Origin of the sequence: Stenotrophomonas sp. GD03877 (assembly GCF_029840555.1) — a bacterium.
GTDB lineage: Bacteria > Pseudomonadota > Gammaproteobacteria > Xanthomonadales > Xanthomonadaceae > Stenotrophomonas > Stenotrophomonas geniculata.
Genome location: NZ_JAOCCT010000005.1, coordinates 40,086 through 58,712, shown reverse-complemented (window position 1 = coordinate 58,712; position 18,627 = coordinate 40,086). Strand labels below are relative to the sequence as shown.

Below are 18,627 nucleotides of genomic sequence, written 5' to 3'. Positions count from 1 at the left end.
GCCGTGGCCCCGTCGCCCTCGCGAGAGCGGCGGGATTGTCGGCTTCCCCTATCGCAAATACTGAGAACCCATGCCCAAGCCCATCATTTCCTGGCCGGGCGGCAAGCGCCGCCTACTGAAGCACCTCTATCCGCAGTTCCCAACCCACGACTGCTACGTCGAGGCATTTGCCGGCGGTGCCGCGTCGCTGCTGATGCGGCCATACCCGGCCCAGATGGAAGTGCTCAACGACATCAACGGCGAGCTGGTGTCCCTGTACCGCTGCGTGCGCCATCACCTGGACGAGTTCGTGCGCATGTTCCGCTGGTCCCTGGTATCGCGGCAGATGTTCGAATGGGCGCAGATGGAGCGGCCGGAGACCCTGACCGACATTCAACGCGCCGCGCGCTTCTATTACCTGCAGAAGCTCGCCTTCGGTGGCAAGGTGCAGGGACAGTCGTTCGGCGTGGTGACCGCTGGTGGTCCACGATTGAACCTTCTGCGCATCGAGGAGGAGCTGAGCGCTGTGCATCTTCGCCTGGCGAACACCGTGATCGAGTGCCTTCCGTGGCAAGAGTGCGTGCGGCGCTATGATCGACCGGGGACGCTGTTCTATCTCGATCCGCCCTACTGGGAGACTGAGGGGTACGGCGTCGAGTTCCCATTCGCTGAGTACGAGGCCATGGCCGATCTGATGCGCAACTCGGTCGGGCGCTTCGTGGTCTCGATCAATGACCACCCTGCCATCCGCGAAGTGTTTGCCGGCTTCGACCTGGTGCCGCTGCAGCTCGATTACACCATCGGTGGCGGGCAGGGCAGAGGGAAGAAGTTCGGGGAGTTGATCATCAAAAGCTGGGACGACAGCCAGGCCACCCTGCTGTAGGCATCACGCAATCTGCTGGAGCAGGTCTTCGCGATTGTTTCGTGGCGTGTTGACGGCGCGGCTGACCCTGTACGCCTCCATGGACGGAGGCGAGCTTGCCAATAGCATCGCCATGGCGTCGTCGGGGCTGGCGGCCATCCAATCATCGATCTGGGCGTCGTCCAGCCAGATCGGCATGCGGTCGTGGATGTCGGCCGAGACGCCGCTGCTGTCACCGGTGATGATGGTGAAGGTGCCCAGATTGCCGTCGGGCAGGAGAGGGCTGGAGTCTTCCCACAGGCCGGCGGCCAGGAGCGGCTGGGCCGCATGGATGAACCACGGGTCCTTCTTCTCATCGATCGGGCTGACCGACCACTCGTAGTAGCCGGCCATGGGGATCACGCAGCGGCGCTTCTTGAACGCCGCCCGGAAGGCGGGCTTGGTGGCCACCGTCTCGATGCGGGCGTTGATGGTCGAGCCCTGCAGGCCCTTGGCCTTGGCCCAGAACGGCAGCAGGCCCCAAGCCAGGCGGGTGACCTGCCGGCCTTCGCCGCGGTCCAGGATCACCGATGCGCGCTGGGTTGGCGCCAGGTTGTAGCTTGGCTGGATCTCTGCCAGGCCGGGGGCAAGGTCAGCCAGCCCCGGCTGGCCGAAGTCGATCACGGGGAGCTGGACGAATCGGCCGCACATGCTTGGACCGTAGCTCCAGTGGCGTGACGGAGGTGGCAGGAATATGCTCTGGTTCAACAACTGGAGGGCGTATGGGCATCATCGACTCGACTCACTATCGATTGACCTGCAAGGCCTGCGGAACCGTCGACACCCCAGCAGCGCATCAAAAAGGCTCTGCCTACTCCGGGGGTAGCTGGAGTGGCCCAGACTCCAAGGTCTTCTCCCTGCGGACCGAGCAGTCGTATGGCGAGGACGTCATTAAATCCGCCTCCTGCCCCTGCGGTGGTGAGGTTGAAGTGGTCATCACCCGAACTGGACCCTGACCAGTTCATGTGCCCGTCGCAACCTTTGCGACGGCCGGCCGTATCCTTCCGGCCATGCGTTCCTCCCACGGCTTCCGCACCGCCCCAATTCCCTCTGGCTGGGTCCAGACCGGTGAGCGCTGGGCGCTCTGGTACAACGGCCGCGAGACGGCCAGCGTCACGCTCGATGGCGGTCCTGGCGTCCGGCTATGGATGGAAGGCAAGAAGTTCTGGGACGTGAAGGAAGTACGGGCCGCCAACGTCCGGCAGGCAAAGCGCTACGGCGAGCGCTGGTGCGCGGCCAGGCTGTATCCCGATCTGCCCCTTCGTGAGGCCGTCGCTCGGCTGACCGACAGCACCCCGATCCAGCCGTTGCCGCCATTGCCCGGCCTGCCACCGACCCGCGAGCAGCAGCAACAAGCCCGGCGCCTGGCTGAGGCCGGAGCGAAGGAGGTCGAGCGGATAAAGGCGGCGCTGGAGCCGCGCAAGCCGCCGGTAGAGACGAAGCCCCGCCCGAGGGACGCACGCAAGGCGTGGTTGAGAGAAGGCCTGCAGCGGCTGCGTCATCGATAGTCAGCATGCCGCCATGATGGGATGCACGTGAAGTAGCATTGTCTTTCAGGCGATGCTATCGGTGCGACTTATGGACTGGGTTCTGATTATCAGTGCAGCTTCTACTGCCGGGAACCCTCCTGGTGTTTCTGGGGGAGTTGCGTGGGGCGCCCTGGTGGGCGTTGTCCTCGGATGGGCCCTGAAGGCAGTGTCTGACTTCTTATTGGAACGGCAGCGTCGTCGCGATGCGGCTGATGCGCGGCGGGAAAAACGTTTCGACGAGTTGCGCAGCCGGCGAATCGAGGCGGAGCGGTCGAACCTGTTGGCATTGCAGCCGATGGTTACGGACTTCATGGTGGCAGGGGCGATTTGCTCACGTGCCCCGAGGTGTCCGTCAGATGGCGGAGATCTGGTGGGAGAGGAATTTGAGGAGAAGCGAGAAGCGATGCGGGCTCAGGCTGCTGCCATGATGGCCATACGTGCCCGGCTACACGATCGGGAGATTGCGGAGCTTGCGGGGCGTCTTACCGCTGGCGGGCTGCACGCGGTTCAGCAGGCTTTTACCTCAGACAGTACGACGTACTGGGAGACGTTCATTCCGATAGCCAGAGATCTCCACAACGAGGTGGGTGCAGCCATTCGACGACTGGAAGACGAATCCATCCAGATTGTCGCGCCGCCGTCCGATGGCTGATGCCGCTCGTCGAGCTGGTTGGGGGTTGGCGTGGTGATGTGATCGCCCGCAAAGCTTCATCGCAGTGCACCTGGTTTGGGAGCGGGCTGGATTTCTCCAGCCCTGCCCTGCCATGCCGTGCTTCAGATGAGTGGAGCCGGGGTGGCGACCTTCTTCGCTGCCTTTTTGGCGACTTTGCGCTTAGGTATTGCTACCTTTTTGACAATCGGCGTAGCTGGTGTGGATGGCTCAGGCGTACCTACTGGCACCTTGAACTTGTGTTTTGCTGCACGAGCCATCACTGCGTCAAAAACGCTGCCCGATTCTGATGGATTCTTGAAGAGGATAGCCAAGTGTCGCCCCTCGTAATCCTTCTGCAAGACCTGTTCCGCATAGCCTGCTAGCGCTTCCATGAGTTCCCGGAAAGATGGGCCGACATGTGGTGCTAGTGCATTGAAATCGCTGACCGGCTTGTCCAGGTGCTTTCCCAGTCGAAGTGCAAAAGCAAGGCTCGCCAATATACGGTTTCCGTGCACGAGAACACCATGTTTTGGCCCTGACTTCTTGGGCAACTGGCTTTTGGCGCTCTCTATCCAAGCGTCAATTGCTCTTAGGCAGATTGCAGCATTAAACGCGCGCGAGCCTGTGGTTCCGGGATTGAAAATCGTGGTATATGGCGGCTTGGTAAGGTCTACGTAAAAACGGCCAAGACCCGTTTTTACCTGGACTGCCAAGTTTGATTTACCTAGTGCGCACGCTAGGGCAGACGTTACTTCAAGGACGTCGCAGCTGTTGGCCGAGGGAGAATACTCATCGCTACGCATGTACTGATAGTCGATGTGCTCCATCGCCATTTCTTCGCGGAGGCGGTGCTGTTGAGGATCTTGTGCAACAAAGTCGCGCGGTTCAATACGGTTTTGCAGGTTGTTTGCTTTGGCCACTTCCTCGCCAAATTTATCTGGCGCATGGTTGAGTAGAATTACTCTTACAGAAACCCGAACCTTGCCAAGAGAAGCCTCGTCCTCTATAAGGCCCAAGGTGCTGACAGTCTGCGCGCCATTCACGATTGACGCTCCAAGCAGCGAGAACACGCCTGCATCCCGAGTTGACCCCGCTGCTGGTGCCTGCGAAGTGTTCTCCGCGATGACGGTGATTCCGTTATTAAAGTACCAGAACCGTTCCGGTGCATCCTCCGCAGTCTGACGGATCTGGGCATTTACATCGGTGGTGCCCAAAGAATGACGGATATTAGAGGACAGCAGTCGCTTGCCGTGGTCTTTCCACCACTGACGAATCGTTAGTCCATCAACCAGACCGAAGTACGCGGGGTACGGTTCTCTCACGAAATGCCAATGAAGCATTTGGCAATCGAGAGACACATTTCCTCTTGCCCCGTCAGATGCGATAGAGCTGTACACCTCTTTGAGCCCGATGGTGGAAGAACTTGCGATCGGGGTAATTCCACCAGAGTTGACCTCCTCCTCAAACCTGGTGATATGCGCCGTAGCGGGGGGCGATAGGACGCTTGCTCCAGTTGAGGCGACAATTAAGTGGATAGTGGTTCCTGGCTCTTGGAGTCGCTTGGTAATATCGGCCACCTTGGACGCCAGGCGCGCGTGAAAGCCAGATGCATTAACCTCAATAAGGTCGAAAGCGCCCTTAATAAAGGACCCAATGTCCTTGGCGGCCGGTTCGCCAAATCCCGCATGTATCCACTTCGACTGAACCAAGATCACTCTCGCTTCGTCAGCCTCGTAATAAGCTGCGTCGATGCCGTTATCGTCTTGTCCGTCCCAGATACTCTTAACCGCGTCCTGTACAGAGCAGTCAGTTGCCATCTGCACTGCATGAGCAGCCAAGGCGCGGCTCAGGAACATATCGTCGTTCAGCTCGCCATGAGGGTTCAGCGCGCTACCAAATGTGGCCTTCAGCCGTGTCGCAATCTGAGAAGTGTGAAGTTTAGACATCCCTATCTCTACAAAGGTGAACAAGCGGACTTCGATTGTATGACATACCGCGCAAGCTGCTATGGGTGTCCGTACGGGTGTCAGCTTGAACTAAGCCAATGAATTTGCGGTATTATTTGCGGATTGCAAATCCGTTTACAGCGGTTCGATTCCGCTTGAGGCCTCCAATTGAAAAGCCCTGACCTCGGTCAGGGCTTTTTGTTTGCCTGGATGCCGGCACGCGCCCGGATCGATACCCGCTACAGCCGGGCCAGCGCCTGCACCGTGGCCTGCGTGAGCGGCTGGGGCAGAGCATCCAGCGCGAACCAGCCCAGCCCGGTCTGAACCCCCGGCTCCTGGATGGAGGCCTCGGCACCCGCAGCTGCCCGAGCCTCGAAGATCGGCGCGATCCAGTGCTGCGCGAGCGCAGGCTCGAAATGATCGGCCACGCAAAGCAGGCGCAGCAGCGTCACTTCCAGCGCCGTTTCCTCGCGGATTTCGCGGACCACGGCGGCCTCCACCGTTTCCATCCAGTCGACTTTGCCACCGGGCAGGCCCCAATGCCCGCGCTCCGGCTCGCGTCCGCGCTGGATCAGCAGGATGCGGCCGTCGGCATCACGGACGACGGCGCCGCATCCAACGCGGGGAATCTGCAGTTCAGTCATGGTGGAGAATGAAGAAGGGGCTGTTTTCATTCTTGCACGCACGCCGCATCAGTTGGACCCGCGCTAGGCTGCGTACCTGTGCATCAACAACTTCACGGGGGTGTCGCATGCTTATCCGGCAACTCAGCGCTGACGACGCCGATATTCTCTGGCAAGCGCGGTTGCAGGCGCTTCGCGAGTCGCCCGCTGCGTTCCTGTCGACGCTGGCCGAGGCGCTGAATGACTCGGCGGAGGTGATGCGCGCCCAGCTTGCTGATTCTGGTACGCGCTACTTCGGCGCTTTCATCGACGGCATGCTTGCGGGCTTCCTGCGTTATGTACGCCCGATGCGGATGGCGCGACGGCATACGGCAGAAGTGCACAGTGTCCACGTGGGTGCTGGCCATCGTGGCCAGGGCATCGCCCGTCAGCTTCTTCTTGCAGCGTTCGCGGCTGCGCGCGCGGAAGGCATTGAATCGCTCACCCTCACGGTGCTGGCGGACAACACTGCCGCGCGCGCGCTGTATGAATCGCTGGGCTTCAGCGTAATTGGCACAGAGCCGCGGGCAGTCAAACGCGCGGACAGCTACGCGGATATCGTCTCGTACTGGATCTCGCTGCACTGACAGTGAAATGTTGCCGCGGGCACGGTCATGTTTCCGTGGCACGATGAGGCTGGACACATGTTCCAGGAAGACAGGGCAATGCACGTTCAGGTATCCAGCAGGGAGCGCGTGGCGCCGGAGCACCGTCAGCAGGCGGTGGATCTGCTCCGCCTGGCGTTCCCGGACATGCAGGGCGACGGCTATGCTATCCCGGGGCCGGTCGCTCTGGTCCTGGCGATGGAAGGCGATCATGTGGTCGCTCACCTTGCACTGTACGAACGCAACGTATTGCTGGACGGCGAACCGGAACGCATAGGCTTGATCGGCGGCGTGGTGGTGCGTGCCGACGTTCGCCGGCAAGGCGTTGCCTCGCGCTTGATCGAGGCGGCCCATGCGGAGCTGCGTAGGCACGGTATCGATTTCGCCGTGCTGTTCGCCCTGGATCATCGGCACTATGCCTCTGCGGGCTATGTGCCAATGCAGAACGAGACCTGCTTCATCGAAGACGGTCACGCGCGCCGTTTCGTCTATCGAGGCGGCATGGTGGCTACGCTGGGAGAGCGCCGCTGGACCACGGCCGTGCTCGATCTGCAGGGCGAAACGGTCTAGGGAGCTAGGCAGAAGCGCCCATAGGGGTCTCCGCGCGGAAGTTGCGCCCGACCGGTTCGCTTACGCCCAGGTAGTGGCGGAACAGGTAGATCAGCGGTTTCCAGTGCGCAACGTCGATGTGCTGGGTGCCCGCCACGGTGATCGCTTCGTGCGCATGCACGCAACGGATCCGTCCCTCAACGATCACGAAGCCCTGGCCGTCATCCTCGCCGGGCGGGTGCATCGCCATCACGCTGACTTCCACCTGCAGCGGGCATTCGGCAATGGCCTCTGGCGCGACGTGTGTCGATGCGACCGCACTGAATCCGGCCAGCGCGAACTTGTCGCGCACGTGCACGTAGCCCATCGCCTGTTTGGCAGCGGGCACCGGATCGCAGCCTGTCGCCCGCGCGATGGCCTCGACCTGTGCGGCCTGCGCGGATGAGGGGAAGTTCAGTACGCACTCGTTGCGCAACTGCAGGTTGCGATAGCCCTGGCCCTGCACGCCGAGGCCCAGCACCACCCGGTTGCCCAAGGCCCAGAACGAAGACAGCGGACTGATGTTGCTGCTGCCATCGTCGTTCAGCGTGGTCATCAGCAGCACCGGTGTGCCGGGATACAGGACCGAAGGGGTGATGCGGCGGCGGGGGATCGGAGCGGTTTTCACGGCAGGCCTTGCGCTATCGGGGTGTCCACTGTGCCGTGGCAGCGGGTGCCGACGCTTCGGCCTGCATCGAACTGTTGGCCTGCGACGGCGTGCCACAATGCGGCCATGGTCCACACCCCTGGTTCCCTTGTCAGCGTCGGTGCCCTGGTCGGCGACCAGGCGCGCGCGGCCATGCTGCTGCAGCTGATGGATGGGCGTGCGTATACCGCGACGGAGCTGGCTCGCGTGGCCGGAGTGACACCGCAGACGGCGAGCACGCATCTGCGCAGGCTGGTTGAGGGCGATCTGCTGGTGTCTGTCGCGCAGGGGCGCCACCGCTACCACCGGCTGGCCTCGCACGAGGTTGCCGACATGCTGGAGGGCATCCTGCGCGTTGCCGACCGCACGCCGTCCTGCACGGCTTCCGCATCGCGCAGCATGCCGGCGTTGCGTGAGGCACGTTCCTGCTATCGACACCTGGCCGGCGTGCACGCGGTGACCATCACCGACCATTTGCTGAGGGCGGGGCATGTGTTGCCGGGCCTGGGGCATTGGCGGGTGAGCGAGGGCGGTGCCGATTTCCTGCGAGGACTGGGCCAGCCACTGGCCGATTTACTTGGGCAGCCGGTCGCGGCCAAGCCTGCGCGCTATTGCAGGGGGTGCCTGGACTGCACCGAGCGGCGTCCACATCTGGCGGGCCTGGTCGGCGAGGCGATGCTGGACAGCTTCGTGAGCAACGACTGGCTCCGACGCGTCGAGGGCCGGCGCGAACTACGCCTGACTCCGCCGGGGCGCGAGGCACTGTGGCGGCTGTTCACCCTGGCGACCTGAGCCCTGCGGTCAGTCTCAGCCACCTGCGACATGGAAAGGCGCTATGGTCGAGTTCCACGTCTTAGGGAGCTGCAATGGCGAGCAAGGACACTACGGATCGCTTGCGGCACGGAGCGAATCGGAAATGAGCAAAATCATGGCAGATGTGCGCTGGTTGACCTTTCGGCTCAAGAACGGGCAATCCATCGGACCGGATCGGCTGAAAGACGGATGGGTGATTGCCTCGGAAACCGCCCGCTGCGAAGTCCGCCGCGAGCATATCGAAGGATCGGGCCTGGTCTATGCTCTGTACGCCCCGGCCAACCTGGCCTCACCGCGGCGCGCCGAAATGCGCATGCGCGAATTCCTGATGAGCTCCGGCTACACCTTCACCATGGGCACGCTGGGCGGCTGACGCCGCCCGTTGGGATCACGGGCGCACGGTCAGTGCCTGACCGAGCATGCCGATCGGACCGCGTGCATCGTGTAGCACCGTGCTGGTCAAGCCGAGACCCTGGTGGCCAAACGACACCGACGTGTCGAAGCCCAGCCACTCGCCGTCGGGCATGCCGAACAGGTGCGCGGTCAGATCGAGGTTGGGGAAGGCGACCTCCTTCGGATCGGCGCGCACGGCCATGCCATTGGACAGATCGAACAGGGTGGCGGCACGGGCCAGTGGACTGACCGGCTCGCCGTCCAGCAGCGCATGCTTCGCGCGCGCCCAGTAGGTGGCACGGCCTGGCCCCTGATCGTGCCGGCGGATCTCCACGCTCTTGATGAATCCGCCTGGCCAGACCGTACCTGGATCCCATGCGGGCATTGATTCCGGCGCTGCAATGGCAGCGATCGGCGTGCCGGCGATGGCCTGCGCATCGTTCGGGCGCATCAACCATGCACGCACGCGCAGCGCCGGGCGATCGTCATGACGCAGCGTAGCTTCGACCAGTTCGATGGTGCGACCAGCGCGCAGCACCTGTACGTCGGCCTCCATCGCTTCGATCGGAATGGTGCCAAGGATGTCGTAGGACAGGCGTGCGATCAGGAAACCGTGCCCGCGCGCTGCGGCGTCGCGTTCCAGGTGGTGCGCCAGCAGTCCGATCGCAGGTGCGATGTGTTGTTCGCGGATGTTCCAGGCGCCGCCAGTGTGTTCGGTCGGCAGGTAGCGGGTATCGCTCAGTCGTTCGAAGAAGGCCATCGTATGCGTTGTTTCAGCAGGGAGCGGAGGCGGCAGGCATTGCACCGATCCCTGCATCGTAAGCGTTTGGCAGCATGGCGGGCTGAGCCGGCCCCCGAAGGAGCCGGCCGGACACCGGTCAGGGCGACGGGCAGTCCATTTCACGGCACAGCTTGTACTCGGCCAGACACTGCTCGGAGGTCTTTCCCAATGGCCCATGGGTTGCACGCAGGCATTGTTCGTACCTCAGGGTGCAGAACTCGCAGGAGTCTGCGGCGAAGGCCAGGCCGGTCACGGCCATGCCAAGGAGCATCACGGTCTTCAAGGTCGTCTTGATCATCACGTCAGTCCTTTGTGTGCCCGTCAATGGGCCGGGCCACCATAGCAGCACTTGCTGGACGGTCCTGATGCGCTGCGGCACGCGGTGGTCTCAGTGCTGTACCGCCTTCAAGGCGTCGACCACCTGTGCTTCCGCAAAGCCACAATGCCCTTCGCCCACTGGCGGCAGCACGCGCGGCAATGGTCGCGCGCCAGCCCGTGCGGCCATCTGCGGATACACCGCCTGCATGTGCGGCACGATGGTGGGGTCGTTGTGGTTGAACTGGATCGCCAGCGGTCGTTTCACCGCGCCGGTCAATGCGAGCGCATTGCGGACATGCGCCTGCGCCGCAGGCACGGGATCGATGCGCTGCACGCCGGCATTGAACGCGGCGTCGTCACCGAATCCGCTGTACACCACACCAAGGTTGCCGACCGGCATGCCGCCGCTGCGCGTGGCCAGTTCATGCAGGACCAGCGCATGCAGGCTGATCGTGCCGGCCAGTGCATCAGCGGAGACCTGCAGCCGCTGCGCCAGCAACGCGGCGTGCAATGGATCGTGCTGCAGTGCATTGGCGATGCCCTGGTACAACTCCACCTGTGGCAGCGCGGCGGCTTCGCGCGATGCCAACCCGGTGCCCGGCAGTCCCTCCGCCTTGGGGAAGAAATAATCGAACGCGACCAGCGTGGTCAGCAGGTCGGCCGCGATCTGTTCGCCACTGAGATTGGCACCGCACAGCGACACGCCACCGGCATAGTGCTGCGGGAAGCGCTCGAGGCTGCCAATGGTCACGGCACCGCCCATCGAGAATCCCAGCATCCAGGTGTGGCGCACATGCTTGAGTTCAGCCACTACCTGCTGGCGCAGGCGTTCCGTATCGGTAATCGCATCAGTCACCGCCCAGCCCTGGCTGGAGTATGCGCTCTGCGCGACGGCGTAACCGGCGCCCAGCAGCGCTGCCGTGCTGTCGTTGGCGGCCATCGGCGTGGTGCGCGGCACGCCCACGGGCTCATAGCCGTGGGCCAGCATCACCAGGTCGCCGTTCCAGTCTGCCGGTACATCCAACCGCCAGGGCGCGCCCTGCAGTTCGCCGCTGAGCATGCGTGCCGCCGTCGGCGGTGCAGCCAGCGATGTCATCCAGGGCAGCAGGCAGAGGGCAACAGCGCATCGAAGCAAGGGACGCATCGGGGTCATTCCATGCGGGAATGGCGCCGAGCATAGATGCCAACGAAACGTTGCGCGCGCTGCACTGCCGCAGGGGGTTGCGGGCCGAACAGGCGGCGCTCTACGCTGGCGGCATGGCCCTGCACAGCACCGCGTCGATTATCCGCATTCCTCACGGGAAGGCGGGGTAGCGCGCGGTCGTCACGGCCATGCAGCCCGCCCGGGAAGGCGGGCTGCATGCAGCGCTCTCCCGGGTAGATGAATCCACCAAGGAGAACGCAGATGCACGACTCTTCATCGAACGACCCTGCGCCGACCCTGCACCTGGTGTGTGGCAAGATCGGTGCCGGCAAATCCACCCTGTCGCAGCAGTTGGCATTGGCGCCGCGCCACGTATTGATCAGCGAAGACGCATGGCTGGCGGCGCTGTACCCGGGCGAAATCCATTCCATTGCCGACTATCTGCAGCGCGCAGCCACGTTGCGCACTGTGCTGGCCGATCATCTGCGCGCATTGCTGCAGGCAGGTGTTTCGGTGGTACTCGATTTTCCATTCAATACGCCAGGCAGCCGCGCGTGGGCATGTGAGGTGTTCTCGCCGGCTGGCGCTGCACATCAACTGCATTTCCTCGATGTTGCCGACGACGTCTGCAAGGCGCGGCTGCGCGCGCGCAATGCACGCGGCGAGCATCCGTTCCAGGCCAGCGACGAGGAGTTCGCACAGATCACCCGCCACTTCGTGGCACCGGCCGCGGAAGAGGGCTTCGTGGTGATCCGCCATACGGCGTAGGACTGGGCGCGGTGCCGGTCAGGTCGCGGGCACCGGTCCACCGCATGCGACGCGATGCATCGGGAAGTCCATTGCCTGCTTCGGATTGTCCTGCGCGATCTCGATGCGCGCATGCGCGCGCTGGTCGTCGAGGCGCCGATAGTGGATACGCTGCGGGAAGTCGTTGGCGGGATTCTCGAACACGGCTTCATTGCCATCGACCCGGGTGGCGTTGAAGTCTGTGGCGTTCTGGCCAGAGGGCAGGGCGGTCAGCACCAGGCGTCCATCATCGTGCTGGCGCAGCTGCATGAACTCGAAGCCCACCGTGCGGCCGTCCCGCAGGGTGCGGCTGCTGCCGAACAGGGTGTTTCCAGCCAGGATGGACCACTGCTCGCCGGCACCGGCCGGCTGGCCATCAAGCTGCCAGCAACCGGCCAGCTAGGCCAAGTGTTCGATCTTCGAGGGTGAGGCGGACAGTGCGTGCGGGGCCGCGAGCAGCAGCGGCAACAGGGCCAGGGCGATGCGGAGAGACATCGGTGCCTCCATGCGCGGGAACGTGCGGCCTGTATAGCGCCCGGGGGATCACGCGGCCAGTGCCGTCCTTTCCAGTGTTTATTCCGATACGATCTGTCGCATTGAGCCCTTTTTGATTGACCCGGAGTCCCGCCATGGTCGACCGTCTCGCCATCCTGCTCGAACGTTTTGCGGTCACTGCCTCGGTGTTCCATGCCGGCGCGCTGTGCGGTATCAACACGCTGGACGGCGAGGACGAGGCGGGTCAGTTGCACCTGGTGCGGCGCGGGCCGCTGCAGGTCAGTCACGGGCAGCAGACCGTGCAGGTCGAAGTGCCGAGCCTGCTGCTGTATCCGCGGCCGATGCCACATCGATTCAGTACCGACCCGCAGCAGGGCGCCGACATGGCCTGCGCCAACCTGCATTTCGAGGGCGGCCGGCTCAATCCGATCAGCGCTGCGCTGCCCGATTTCATCTGCCTGCCGCTGGCCGACCTGTATGGCGGCAACGCGGCGCTGGAGCTGCTGTTCGAGGAGGCGTTCGAGCAGCGCTGCGGGCGGGCGGCGATGGTCAACCGGCTGTTCGAGGTGGTGATGATCCAGGTGCTGCGCCAGCTGATGGAAGGTGGCGAGATGCGCGGCGGCCTGTTCGCCGGGCTGGGTCATCCGAGGTTGCGGCTGGCATTGGTGGCGATGCATGAAGCGCCCGCACAGTCCTGGACCCTGGAAGACCTGGCCGAGGTCGCCGGCATGTCACGCAGCGTGTTCGCCGCCAGCTTCCGCGAGGCGATGGGCACCACGCCAGGCCAGTACCTGCAGGGGTGGCGGGTCGGACTCGCGCAACAGGCGCTGCGGCAGGGGCGGCCGCTGAAGCGGATCGCCGACGATGTGGGCTATGGCAGCGAAGCGGCGTTGTCGCGCGCGTTCAAGGCGCATACCGGGCAGTCGCCACGGGAATGGCGCGGGCAGGCGCGGGCCAGCGCGGCCTGATCGGTCAGCCCAGCACCAGCCGGGCGAGCTTCATGCCACCGAACAGACCGGCCAGGCCCAGCGCCACCGAGCCACCGGCATACAGTGCCGCCAGCCCATGCTGGCCACGCTGCAGCAGCAGGCCGATCTCCAGCGCGTAGGTGGAAAACGTGGTGTAGCCGCCGAGGATGCCGGTGGCCAGCAGCAGGCGCAGCTGCGGCGAGGCGCCATTGCGCATGGCGAAGACCTCGACCACCACGCCCATCAGCAGCGCACCGCTGATGTTGATCAGGAAGGTCGACCAGGGCCAGGGACTGCCGACCGCCACCCGCGCGCCGATCAGGTTGCAGGCGTGGCGCAGGCAGGCGCCGATGCCGCCGCCGACGAAGACCAGGAAATAATTGTTCAATGCTTGCATGGCGTGCCTCCAATGCGGGTTCGCAGGGTCAATGGCGAACGCCGAGGGCAGGCACGACCTGCCGTCGACGAACACCGGGTTCGTCCTGGCAGGAGCCATCAGCCTTCTCAGGCGGTTATCGGGGGAGCCCCATCCCCATCGCGATCCATGCTACCAGCGGCGGTGCATTCACGTCATCGAGGTCGTCAGAACGCGAGCCACCTTGCTGCGGCTGAAGCCATCCATCAGCAGTTCGAACGCGAGCAGATCCAGCGCCGCATGGCGGCGGTGGTCGATCTCCAGCCCGTTCTCGGCCACCAGATGGCTGACCAGCTCGTAGGCGTCCTGCCAGACATCCAGATGGGCCTGGCTGGGGATGTAGGCACTGCCGGGCTCACCGACGCCGAGCCCGCTGACCCCGTACAGCAGTTCGCGGGCGTCCAGCTTGGCCGCATCTGCGATGCGGAACAGCTGTTCGGCTTTCACGTGCGAGGCGCTCACGTGGTCGTTGAGCCAGTTGCTGATGGTTGCTGTCGTTGATTTGGCGGCGCGTGCCAGATCGGCCGGGCGTGGGTGCCCGGCTTTCTTCATGGCTGCCGCGAGTCGTTGGCCGAGAGTATTCATCTATGCAAGCCAGCTTAACGCGTGGATTGCGAAGAAGCCTTGTCGCAAGAATCAGTCTGGTTAACAGAAGGACCGACCGTGACCGAATTCTGGAGCAAGCGGCAGGTGCGCACCCGGCTGGGATTCCGCACCGACGCCGAACTGGCACGCTTCTTTGGCATAAGCCGTTCCGCAGTGTCGCAATGGCCGAGGGACTTCCCGATTCCGGCCCTGCGGCAATACATCCTGCATCAGCGCTATCCGAACCTGTTCCCCACGACAGAAGCGTCGGCGGGCGAATCCATCTGACTTGCGCCGCCTTTTGTCGCATCTAGCACGCTAAGCGCCTTTTGCTAAGTATGCTTAGCAAAATAGGTAAGATCGATCGATCTGAGAATCACAATCGGCGCCATCTACTGGAGGTGTCGGTCCCTGGGTCCCGCTTACTGTCGGCTTCACCCCATCCGGGGGGCCCGGGTCCCCGTATGTAGTTTCGTGAACGATTAATAATTTCAATCACGAAAGTCGCTGCATGTAATTGACCTGTCGTGAAATCTATGACTAATTGGAGTCAACCAAGCGTGAAGCCTGGGAGTCTTTCAGTAGCACGCAAGTGAGTCGGTAGACCGTCAACAATGCAGAACAAGTCCAACGGAGGTCGTATGGAATACGGCATGCATGGCTTGGCTGAACGGGTACGCCGCGAACTGGAAGCCAGTTACCACAAACACGGATGCGGTCCGGCGTTCTGGGATACCTACCAGCAGGTGCTGGACCGTCTGGTCCCGCAGGGGACCGAGCGTACCGAAGTCACCAACGAAATGGCGCTGATCATCGAACAGCTGGGCATCGTCCGGCGTGCGCAGCTTGTGCCGCCGCACGCCAACGGGTCGCGTTGATTCAGAGCAGGCGCCAGGCGCCGCAGGCAAGCAGCGCCAGCAACAAGGACAGCAGGGCCAGGGTCCGGGGTCGCCACAGGCGCTTCGATTGTCCAGCCATCGCCTGCGGACTGCAGTAGCGCACCAGCCCCGGACCGAAACCGGCCCGGTGCTGTTGTTGTGCGCAGGCCTCCAGGCAGGCGCCGCAGGCCAGGCAATCGGCCTGCGGCCCCTGGCGGATGTCCAGCTGCATCGGGCAGGCGCTGACACAAGCAGCGCAGTCGATGCAGTCACCGAGGCGGTCGGCGCTGAAGGTCGGCATCGGTCCGGCCAGCAGCGGATGCGCGGCGCGGAATACGTAGTCCTGCGCAGTGGTCGGGTCGAGCAGGCCGCGGCCACGGCCCAGTACTCCGCCAAGCCCGGACGGACGTGGCCCGCGCGGCTCACCGCGACGGGCGTCGTACAGCATGCGCGGTGTGTGCGGATCGGTCAGCAGCGGCTGCATGCGTGCGAACGGGCACAGCGAGCGGCAGACCTGCTCGCGCAGGAAACCGGCATTGCCCCAGGTCGCGGCTGCATAGAACAGCACCCAGAAGGTTTCCCAGCGGCTCCAGCCGGCGTGGGGCGCAGCGGTCACCAGTTCGGCGATGGGGCTGAACAGGCCGACGAAGGTAACGCCGGTCCACACGGATAGCAGTCCCCAGGCCAGCTGGGTGGCCGGGCGTACAGCAGGTGCAGGCAGCATGCGGGCCGCGCTGCGGGCGATCCCGTCGAAGGCGCGCCGCCACAGGGTCTGCGGGCAGGCATGGCCGCACCAGATGCGCCCGGCGAGGTGGGTAAGCAGCGCAAGCCCCACCGCCAGCACCGCCAGCAGTCCGATCAGCACGCCGGCGTCGCTGGGCCACAACGTCCAGCCAAACAGGTCGAATCGCCGCGCGTTGATGTCCAGCAACAGCGCTTGGCGACCCTCCCAGCGCAGCCACGGCAGTGCGTAGAACAGCGCCAGCAAGGCGGCGCTGAGCGTGCCGCGCCAGTGCCAGGGGCGAGGAATCCGGGTGCAGGACGTGCTCATCCCAGCGGCAGCTCGTCGTCGTCATCGCTCGGCATGGGCCGCTGCAGGTACCAGGTGACCGCGCTGGACAGCGACGTTACCGTCCAGAACATGAAGAATCCCGCCGTATAGCCCAGTTCGCGACTGATTGCCGTGCCCGGGAAACTGATGGCCTGCAGGCGCAACGGATCGACGAAGGCGAAGAACACCACGCTGGCAACGCCGGCGGCGATGAAGCTGGGCCAGAGGATGGCGCCCCACTGCTGGATCAGCCGCTGGCGGCGGTTGGGAGAAGGTCTGTTCATGCTGTCCCGGATCGAAAAGTGGGCGGCGCGTATACTTCGCCAGGGTCGGCGCTGCATCCGCAGGGCATGCTTCCTGCAAGCGTGGCAGCCTAGGTGCAGCGGACTGCGCCGACATTGATCTGGATCAACGGCGCTGCCGCCTGGGTGCGGCACACTGCCGGCACGCTTTGGGTACCCCGATGAACGCAACACCGCCGCCTGTCCTCCCCGTCGCCTCGCCCGAGTTGTGCACCGAGCAGGAAGTGACCCGCCTGGTTCACGATTTCTATGCCCGCGTGCGTGAGGAAGAACGGCTGGGACCGGTGTTCGAGGCGCACGTCCACGATTGGCCTGAGCACCTGGCGCAGCTGGTCGACTTCTGGTCGGCAATGCTGCGCGGCACCCGCCGATTCAAGGGCTCGCCGATGTCCAAGCACATGGCCATCGAGCTGGACAAGGACCTGTTCGACCGCTGGCTGGTGCTGTTCCGGATCACCACTGCCGAATGCAACAACCCGCCGATGCAGGAGCTGGCCAACGACGTGGCCGCGCGCATCGGTGACACCTTCTGGAAGCGCTACCAGATGCTGCGCTGGCCGCAGGTGGGCCTGCCGGTGCTGGGGATCCCCGACAAGGATTGATCTGGGTCAAGGCGGCGCAGGCCGCCCGGCGCGATGCTGGCGGCATGGACACGTTCTCTCCCGCCGCCGGTGGCCTGGCCTGGACCTTCGACCCCGACCTTCTGCGCCGGCACGACCGGCCGGGCCCGCGCTACACCTCGTATCCGACCGCGCCGCATTTCCATGATGGCTTCGACGCGCCGGCGCTGCGCCAGGCGATCTCCGACAGCAACCAGCTGGCCCGCGCGCTGTCGCTGTATGTGCATGTGCCGTTCTGTTCCAGCCCCTGTTTCTACTGCGGCTGCAACCGGGTGATCACCCGAGATCGCGGTCGTGGCCACAGCTACGTCTCGCGCGTGCTGGCCGAGGCCGACCTGCTGGCGCCGCAGTTCGATGATGGCCGCGAGGTGATCCAGCTGCACCTGGGCGGTGGTACGCCGAATTTCCTCGATGCCGAGGCGATGACCACGCTGGTGGAAGGGTTGCGCCGGCGCTTCGATTTCAGTGATTCGCCGCAGCGCGATTTCTCGATCGAACTCGATCCGCGTTTCATCGACACCCGCGACGTCGCCATGCTGGCGCGGCTGGGCTTCAACCGGGCCAGCCTGGGCGTGCAGGATTTCGACCCGCAGGTGCAGGAATCGATCAACCGCATACAGGGTGTGCAGCAGACGCTGGACATCCTGCGCGCCTGCCGCGACAGCGGCATGCGTTCGGTCAACGTCGACCTGATCTATGGCCTGCCGGGGCAGAGCCTGGAAGGATTCGGCCGCACCCTCGAACTGGTGCTGGCGCTGCGCCCGGATCGCCTGGCGGTGTATGGCTACGCGCATCTGCCGCATCTGTTCCGCGCGCAGAAGCAGATCGACGAAAGCCGCTTGCCTTCGCCGGAAGACAAGCTGGCGCTGCTGGGCCTGGCGGTGGAGAAGCTCTCTGCGGCCGGCTACCAGTACATCGGCATGGATCATTTCGCGCTGCCGGAGGAGGATCTGTCACGCGCGCAGCGTGCCGGCCAGCTGCATCGCAACTTCATGGGCTACACCACTCACGCCGATACAGATCTGCTCGGCCTGGGCGTGAGTGCGATCAGCCACATCGGTGCCACCTACAGCCAGAATCCGCGCGATCTGCCGTCGTGGGAGGACGCGGTGGATCAGGGCCAGCTGCCGGTCTGGCGCGGCGTGGCATTGAGTGCCGACGACCAGCTGCGTGCGGAACTGATCCAGCAGCTGATGTGCCAGGGCGAGGTGGATGGCGTGCTGCTGGGGCAGCGTCACGGCGTGGATTTCGAGCAGTACTTCGCCGAGGACCTGCGTTCGGTACAGCGGCTGCAGGAAGACGGCCTGGCCGAATACCACGATGGCGTGGTGCGTGCCAGCGAACCTGGGCGGCCATTGCTGCGGTTGCTGGCGATGTGCTTCGACCCGTACCTGCGTGCCGCGCACGAGCAACCGCGTTACTCGCGGGCGATCTGAAGGTAGCGTGTGCTGCGCTCGTGTGGTGCCCGGAGCCGGAATCGAACCGGCATGGGGTTGCCCCCGGCGGATTTTAAGTCCGATGCGTCTACCAGTTTCGCCATCCGGGCCTGCAGCGCGGCGCCGATTGTAGC

General features: G+C 64.1%; 25 protein-coding genes, 1 tRNA gene and 1 riboswitch. Of the genes, 13 read left to right on the top strand and 13 right to left on the bottom strand.

Translation table 11 applies throughout. From position 1 onward, the window contains the following. Positions 1–70: 70 nt before the first annotated feature. Entirely contained in the window at positions 71–862 is a 792-nt protein-coding gene (locus N5D20_RS05025; RefSeq protein WP_279914191.1) for a DNA adenine methylase, read from the top strand. A 3-nt stretch (positions 863–865) separates the two neighbouring features. Here N5D20_RS05025 and N5D20_RS05020 read toward each other — a convergent pair whose 3' ends face one another. Beyond that, entirely contained in the window at positions 866–1,531 is a 666-nt protein-coding gene (locus N5D20_RS05020) for an SOS response-associated peptidase (RefSeq protein ID WP_279914190.1), read from the bottom strand. Positions 1,532–1,890: 359 nt separating this feature from the next. Between N5D20_RS05020 and N5D20_RS05015 the strand changes: the two genes are divergently transcribed. After that, a complete protein-coding gene (locus N5D20_RS05015; RefSeq protein ID WP_279914189.1) occupies positions 1,891–2,388 on the top strand; it encodes a hypothetical protein in 498 nt (165 codons plus the stop codon). A gap of 70 nt (positions 2,389–2,458) precedes the next feature. Further along, a complete protein-coding gene (locus N5D20_RS05010) occupies positions 2,459–3,061 on the top strand; it encodes a hypothetical protein (protein ID WP_279914188.1) in 603 nt (200 codons plus the stop codon). A 122-nt stretch (positions 3,062–3,183) separates the two neighbouring features. Here the strand turns inward: N5D20_RS05010 and N5D20_RS05005 are convergent, their stop codons facing one another. Continuing rightward, positions 3,184–5,031 (bottom strand): AIPR family protein, encoded by a 1,848-nt coding sequence (locus N5D20_RS05005; protein WP_279914187.1) that lies wholly within the window; start codon positions 5,029–5,031, stop codon positions 3,184–3,186. A 215-nt stretch (positions 5,032–5,246) separates the two neighbouring features. Continuing rightward, positions 5,247–5,651: an NUDIX domain-containing protein gene (locus N5D20_RS05000; RefSeq protein WP_054171414.1), complete on the bottom strand. Its 405-nt coding sequence runs from the start codon at positions 5,649–5,651 to the stop codon at positions 5,247–5,249. Positions 5,652–5,758: 107 nt separating this feature from the next. Here N5D20_RS05000 and N5D20_RS04995 point away from each other — a divergent pair, with 107 nt between their 5' ends. Together N5D20_RS04995 and N5D20_RS04990 are read left to right on the top strand one after the other, a co-directional pair. Next, the gene (locus tag N5D20_RS04995; RefSeq protein ID WP_197578868.1) at positions 5,759–6,256 is read left to right on the top strand and encodes a GNAT family N-acetyltransferase; all 498 of its coding nucleotides are present in this window, start codon (positions 5,759–5,761) and stop codon (positions 6,254–6,256) included. A 57-nt stretch (positions 6,257–6,313) separates the two neighbouring features. Continuing rightward, on the top strand, positions 6,314–6,844 hold the full coding sequence (locus N5D20_RS04990) for a GNAT family N-acetyltransferase (protein WP_279914186.1): 531 nt from the start codon (positions 6,314–6,316) through the stop codon (positions 6,842–6,844). A gap of 4 nt (positions 6,845–6,848) precedes the next feature. Here N5D20_RS04990 and N5D20_RS04985 read toward each other — a convergent pair whose 3' ends face one another. After that, entirely contained in the window at positions 6,849–7,490 is a 642-nt protein-coding gene (locus N5D20_RS04985; protein ID WP_197578870.1) for a flavin reductase, read from the bottom strand. Positions 7,491–7,595: 105 nt separating this feature from the next. Between N5D20_RS04985 and N5D20_RS04980 the strand changes: the two genes are divergently transcribed. Next, positions 7,596–8,300 (top strand): winged helix-turn-helix domain-containing protein, encoded by a 705-nt coding sequence (locus N5D20_RS04980; protein ID WP_197578871.1) that lies wholly within the window; start codon positions 7,596–7,598, stop codon positions 8,298–8,300. A gap of 124 nt (positions 8,301–8,424) precedes the next feature. Continuing rightward, positions 8,425–8,694, top strand: a complete 270-nt coding sequence (locus tag N5D20_RS04975; RefSeq protein ID WP_043402175.1) for a hypothetical protein — start codon at positions 8,425–8,427, stop codon at positions 8,692–8,694. A 15-nt stretch (positions 8,695–8,709) separates the two neighbouring features. Here N5D20_RS04975 and N5D20_RS04970 read toward each other — a convergent pair whose 3' ends face one another. The 3 genes from N5D20_RS04970 to N5D20_RS04960 form a co-directional block, all read right to left on the bottom strand. Continuing rightward, entirely contained in the window at positions 8,710–9,474 is a 765-nt protein-coding gene (locus N5D20_RS04970; RefSeq protein ID WP_197578872.1) for a thioesterase family protein, read from the bottom strand. A gap of 118 nt (positions 9,475–9,592) precedes the next feature. Beyond that, entirely contained in the window at positions 9,593–9,793 is a 201-nt protein-coding gene (locus N5D20_RS04965; RefSeq protein ID WP_043402170.1) for a hypothetical protein, read from the bottom strand. Between the two features lie 90 nt (positions 9,794–9,883). Further along, a complete protein-coding gene (locus tag N5D20_RS04960) occupies positions 9,884–10,957 on the bottom strand; it encodes a hypothetical protein (protein WP_197578873.1) in 1,074 nt (357 codons plus the stop codon). A 261-nt stretch (positions 10,958–11,218) separates the two neighbouring features. Here N5D20_RS04960 and N5D20_RS04955 point away from each other — a divergent pair, with 261 nt between their 5' ends. Next, the gene (locus N5D20_RS04955; RefSeq protein WP_197578874.1) at positions 11,219–11,725 is read left to right on the top strand and encodes an ATP-binding protein; all 507 of its coding nucleotides are present in this window, start codon (positions 11,219–11,221) and stop codon (positions 11,723–11,725) included. An 18-nt stretch (positions 11,726–11,743) separates the two neighbouring features. Here the strand turns inward: N5D20_RS04955 and N5D20_RS04950 are convergent, their stop codons facing one another. After that, positions 11,744–12,142, bottom strand: a complete 399-nt coding sequence (locus N5D20_RS04950; protein WP_279914235.1) for a DUF6265 family protein — start codon at positions 12,140–12,142, stop codon at positions 11,744–11,746. A gap of 230 nt (positions 12,143–12,372) precedes the next feature. On the opposite strand from N5D20_RS04950, the gene N5D20_RS04945 reads away from it, so the two are divergent. Further along, positions 12,373–13,206, top strand: coding sequence for an AraC family transcriptional regulator (locus tag N5D20_RS04945; protein WP_049436581.1), 834 nt, complete (start codon positions 12,373–12,375; stop codon positions 13,204–13,206). Positions 13,207–13,210: 4 nt separating this feature from the next. Here N5D20_RS04945 and crcB read toward each other — a convergent pair whose 3' ends face one another. Both crcB and N5D20_RS04935 read right to left on the bottom strand, forming a co-directional pair. Next, positions 13,211–13,603, bottom strand: coding sequence for a fluoride efflux transporter CrcB (gene crcB, locus N5D20_RS04940; protein WP_005412844.1), 393 nt, complete (start codon positions 13,601–13,603; stop codon positions 13,211–13,213). An 82-nt stretch (positions 13,604–13,685) separates the two neighbouring features. Further along, positions 13,686–13,749, bottom strand: a riboswitch (Fluoride riboswitch). Positions 13,750–13,771: 22 nt separating this feature from the next. Then, complete coding sequence (locus tag N5D20_RS04935; protein ID WP_010486043.1) at positions 13,772–14,173, bottom strand: transcriptional regulator; 402 nt, start codon at positions 14,171–14,173, stop codon at positions 13,772–13,774. A 111-nt stretch (positions 14,174–14,284) separates the two neighbouring features. Here N5D20_RS04935 and N5D20_RS04930 point away from each other — a divergent pair, with 111 nt between their 5' ends. Both N5D20_RS04930 and N5D20_RS04925 read left to right on the top strand, forming a co-directional pair. Further along, the gene (locus N5D20_RS04930; protein WP_010486042.1) at positions 14,285–14,494 is read left to right on the top strand and encodes a hypothetical protein; all 210 of its coding nucleotides are present in this window, start codon (positions 14,285–14,287) and stop codon (positions 14,492–14,494) included. A gap of 353 nt (positions 14,495–14,847) precedes the next feature. Next, positions 14,848–15,084, top strand: coding sequence for a hypothetical protein (locus tag N5D20_RS04925; RefSeq protein ID WP_019337197.1), 237 nt, complete (start codon positions 14,848–14,850; stop codon positions 15,082–15,084). Between the two features lies 1 nt (position 15,085). On the opposite strand, the gene N5D20_RS04920 is transcribed toward N5D20_RS04925, so the two are convergent. Together N5D20_RS04920 and N5D20_RS04915 are read right to left on the bottom strand one after the other, a co-directional pair. After that, positions 15,086–16,135 (bottom strand): 4Fe-4S dicluster domain-containing protein, encoded by a 1,050-nt coding sequence (locus N5D20_RS04920; protein WP_125438107.1) that lies wholly within the window; start codon positions 16,133–16,135, stop codon positions 15,086–15,088. Then, a complete protein-coding gene (locus N5D20_RS04915) occupies positions 16,132–16,419 on the bottom strand; it encodes a hypothetical protein (protein ID WP_049436583.1) in 288 nt (95 codons plus the stop codon). The genes N5D20_RS04920 and N5D20_RS04915 overlap by 4 nt, the downstream gene beginning before the upstream one ends. 179 nt (positions 16,420–16,598) lie before the next feature. On the opposite strand from N5D20_RS04915, the gene N5D20_RS04910 reads away from it, so the two are divergent. Together N5D20_RS04910 and hemN are read left to right on the top strand one after the other, a co-directional pair. Beyond that, positions 16,599–17,039: a group III truncated hemoglobin gene (locus N5D20_RS04910; RefSeq protein ID WP_197578875.1), complete on the top strand. Its 441-nt coding sequence runs from the start codon at positions 16,599–16,601 to the stop codon at positions 17,037–17,039. 44 nt (positions 17,040–17,083) lie between these two features. Further along, positions 17,084–18,493, top strand: a complete 1,410-nt coding sequence (gene hemN / locus N5D20_RS04905; RefSeq protein ID WP_197578877.1) for an oxygen-independent coproporphyrinogen III oxidase — start codon at positions 17,084–17,086, stop codon at positions 18,491–18,493. A 23-nt stretch (positions 18,494–18,516) separates the two neighbouring features. Here the strand turns inward: hemN and N5D20_RS04900 are convergent. Next, a tRNA-Leu gene (locus N5D20_RS04900) sits at positions 18,517–18,603 on the bottom strand. Positions 18,604–18,627 lie beyond the last annotated feature (24 nt).

Excerpts from the sequence above, each read along its gene's own strand:
- N5D20_RS05015 (WP_279914189.1), top strand. The coding sequence starts at position 1,891 with ATGCGTTCCTCCCACGGCTTCCGCACCGCCCCAATTCCCTCTGGCTGG.
- hemN (WP_197578877.1), top strand. The coding sequence starts at position 17,084 with ATGGACACGTTCTCTCCCGCCGCCGGTGGCCTGGCCTGGACCTTCGAC.
- N5D20_RS04925 (WP_019337197.1), top strand. The coding sequence starts at position 14,848 with ATGGAATACGGCATGCATGGCTTGGCTGAACGGGTACGCCGCGAACTG.
- N5D20_RS04945 (WP_049436581.1), top strand. The coding sequence starts at position 12,373 with ATGGTCGACCGTCTCGCCATCCTGCTCGAACGTTTTGCGGTCACTGCC.
- N5D20_RS04990 (WP_279914186.1), top strand. The coding sequence starts at position 6,314 with ATGTTCCAGGAAGACAGGGCAATGCACGTTCAGGTATCCAGCAGGGAG.
- N5D20_RS04920 (WP_125438107.1), bottom strand. The coding sequence starts at position 16,135 with ATGAGCACGTCCTGCACCCGGATTCCTCGCCCCTGGCACTGGCGCGGC.
- N5D20_RS04970 (WP_197578872.1), bottom strand. The coding sequence starts at position 9,474 with ATGGCCTTCTTCGAACGACTGAGCGATACCCGCTACCTGCCGACCGAA.
- N5D20_RS04910 (WP_197578875.1), top strand. The coding sequence starts at position 16,599 with ATGAACGCAACACCGCCGCCTGTCCTCCCCGTCGCCTCGCCCGAGTTG.
- crcB (WP_005412844.1), bottom strand. The coding sequence starts at position 13,603 with ATGCAAGCATTGAACAATTATTTCCTGGTCTTCGTCGGCGGCGGCATC.
- N5D20_RS04980 (WP_197578871.1), top strand. The coding sequence starts at position 7,596 with ATGGTCCACACCCCTGGTTCCCTTGTCAGCGTCGGTGCCCTGGTCGGC.
- N5D20_RS05020 (WP_279914190.1), bottom strand. The coding sequence starts at position 1,531 with ATGTGCGGCCGATTCGTCCAGCTCCCCGTGATCGACTTCGGCCAGCCG.
- N5D20_RS04955 (WP_197578874.1), top strand. The coding sequence starts at position 11,219 with ATGCACGACTCTTCATCGAACGACCCTGCGCCGACCCTGCACCTGGTG.
- N5D20_RS04995 (WP_197578868.1), top strand. The coding sequence starts at position 5,759 with ATGCTTATCCGGCAACTCAGCGCTGACGACGCCGATATTCTCTGGCAA.
- N5D20_RS05025 (WP_279914191.1), top strand. The coding sequence starts at position 71 with ATGCCCAAGCCCATCATTTCCTGGCCGGGCGGCAAGCGCCGCCTACTG.
- N5D20_RS04915 (WP_049436583.1), bottom strand. The coding sequence starts at position 16,419 with ATGAACAGACCTTCTCCCAACCGCCGCCAGCGGCTGATCCAGCAGTGG.
- N5D20_RS04935 (WP_010486043.1), bottom strand. The coding sequence starts at position 14,173 with ATGAAGAAAGCCGGGCACCCACGCCCGGCCGATCTGGCACGCGCCGCC.
- N5D20_RS04960 (WP_197578873.1), bottom strand. The coding sequence starts at position 10,957 with ATGCGTCCCTTGCTTCGATGCGCTGTTGCCCTCTGCCTGCTGCCCTGG.
- N5D20_RS04965 (WP_043402170.1), bottom strand. The coding sequence starts at position 9,793 with ATGATCAAGACGACCTTGAAGACCGTGATGCTCCTTGGCATGGCCGTG.
- N5D20_RS05000 (WP_054171414.1), bottom strand. The coding sequence starts at position 5,651 with ATGACTGAACTGCAGATTCCCCGCGTTGGATGCGGCGCCGTCGTCCGT.
- N5D20_RS05010 (WP_279914188.1), top strand. The coding sequence starts at position 2,459 with ATGGACTGGGTTCTGATTATCAGTGCAGCTTCTACTGCCGGGAACCCT.
- N5D20_RS04975 (WP_043402175.1), top strand. The coding sequence starts at position 8,425 with ATGAGCAAAATCATGGCAGATGTGCGCTGGTTGACCTTTCGGCTCAAG.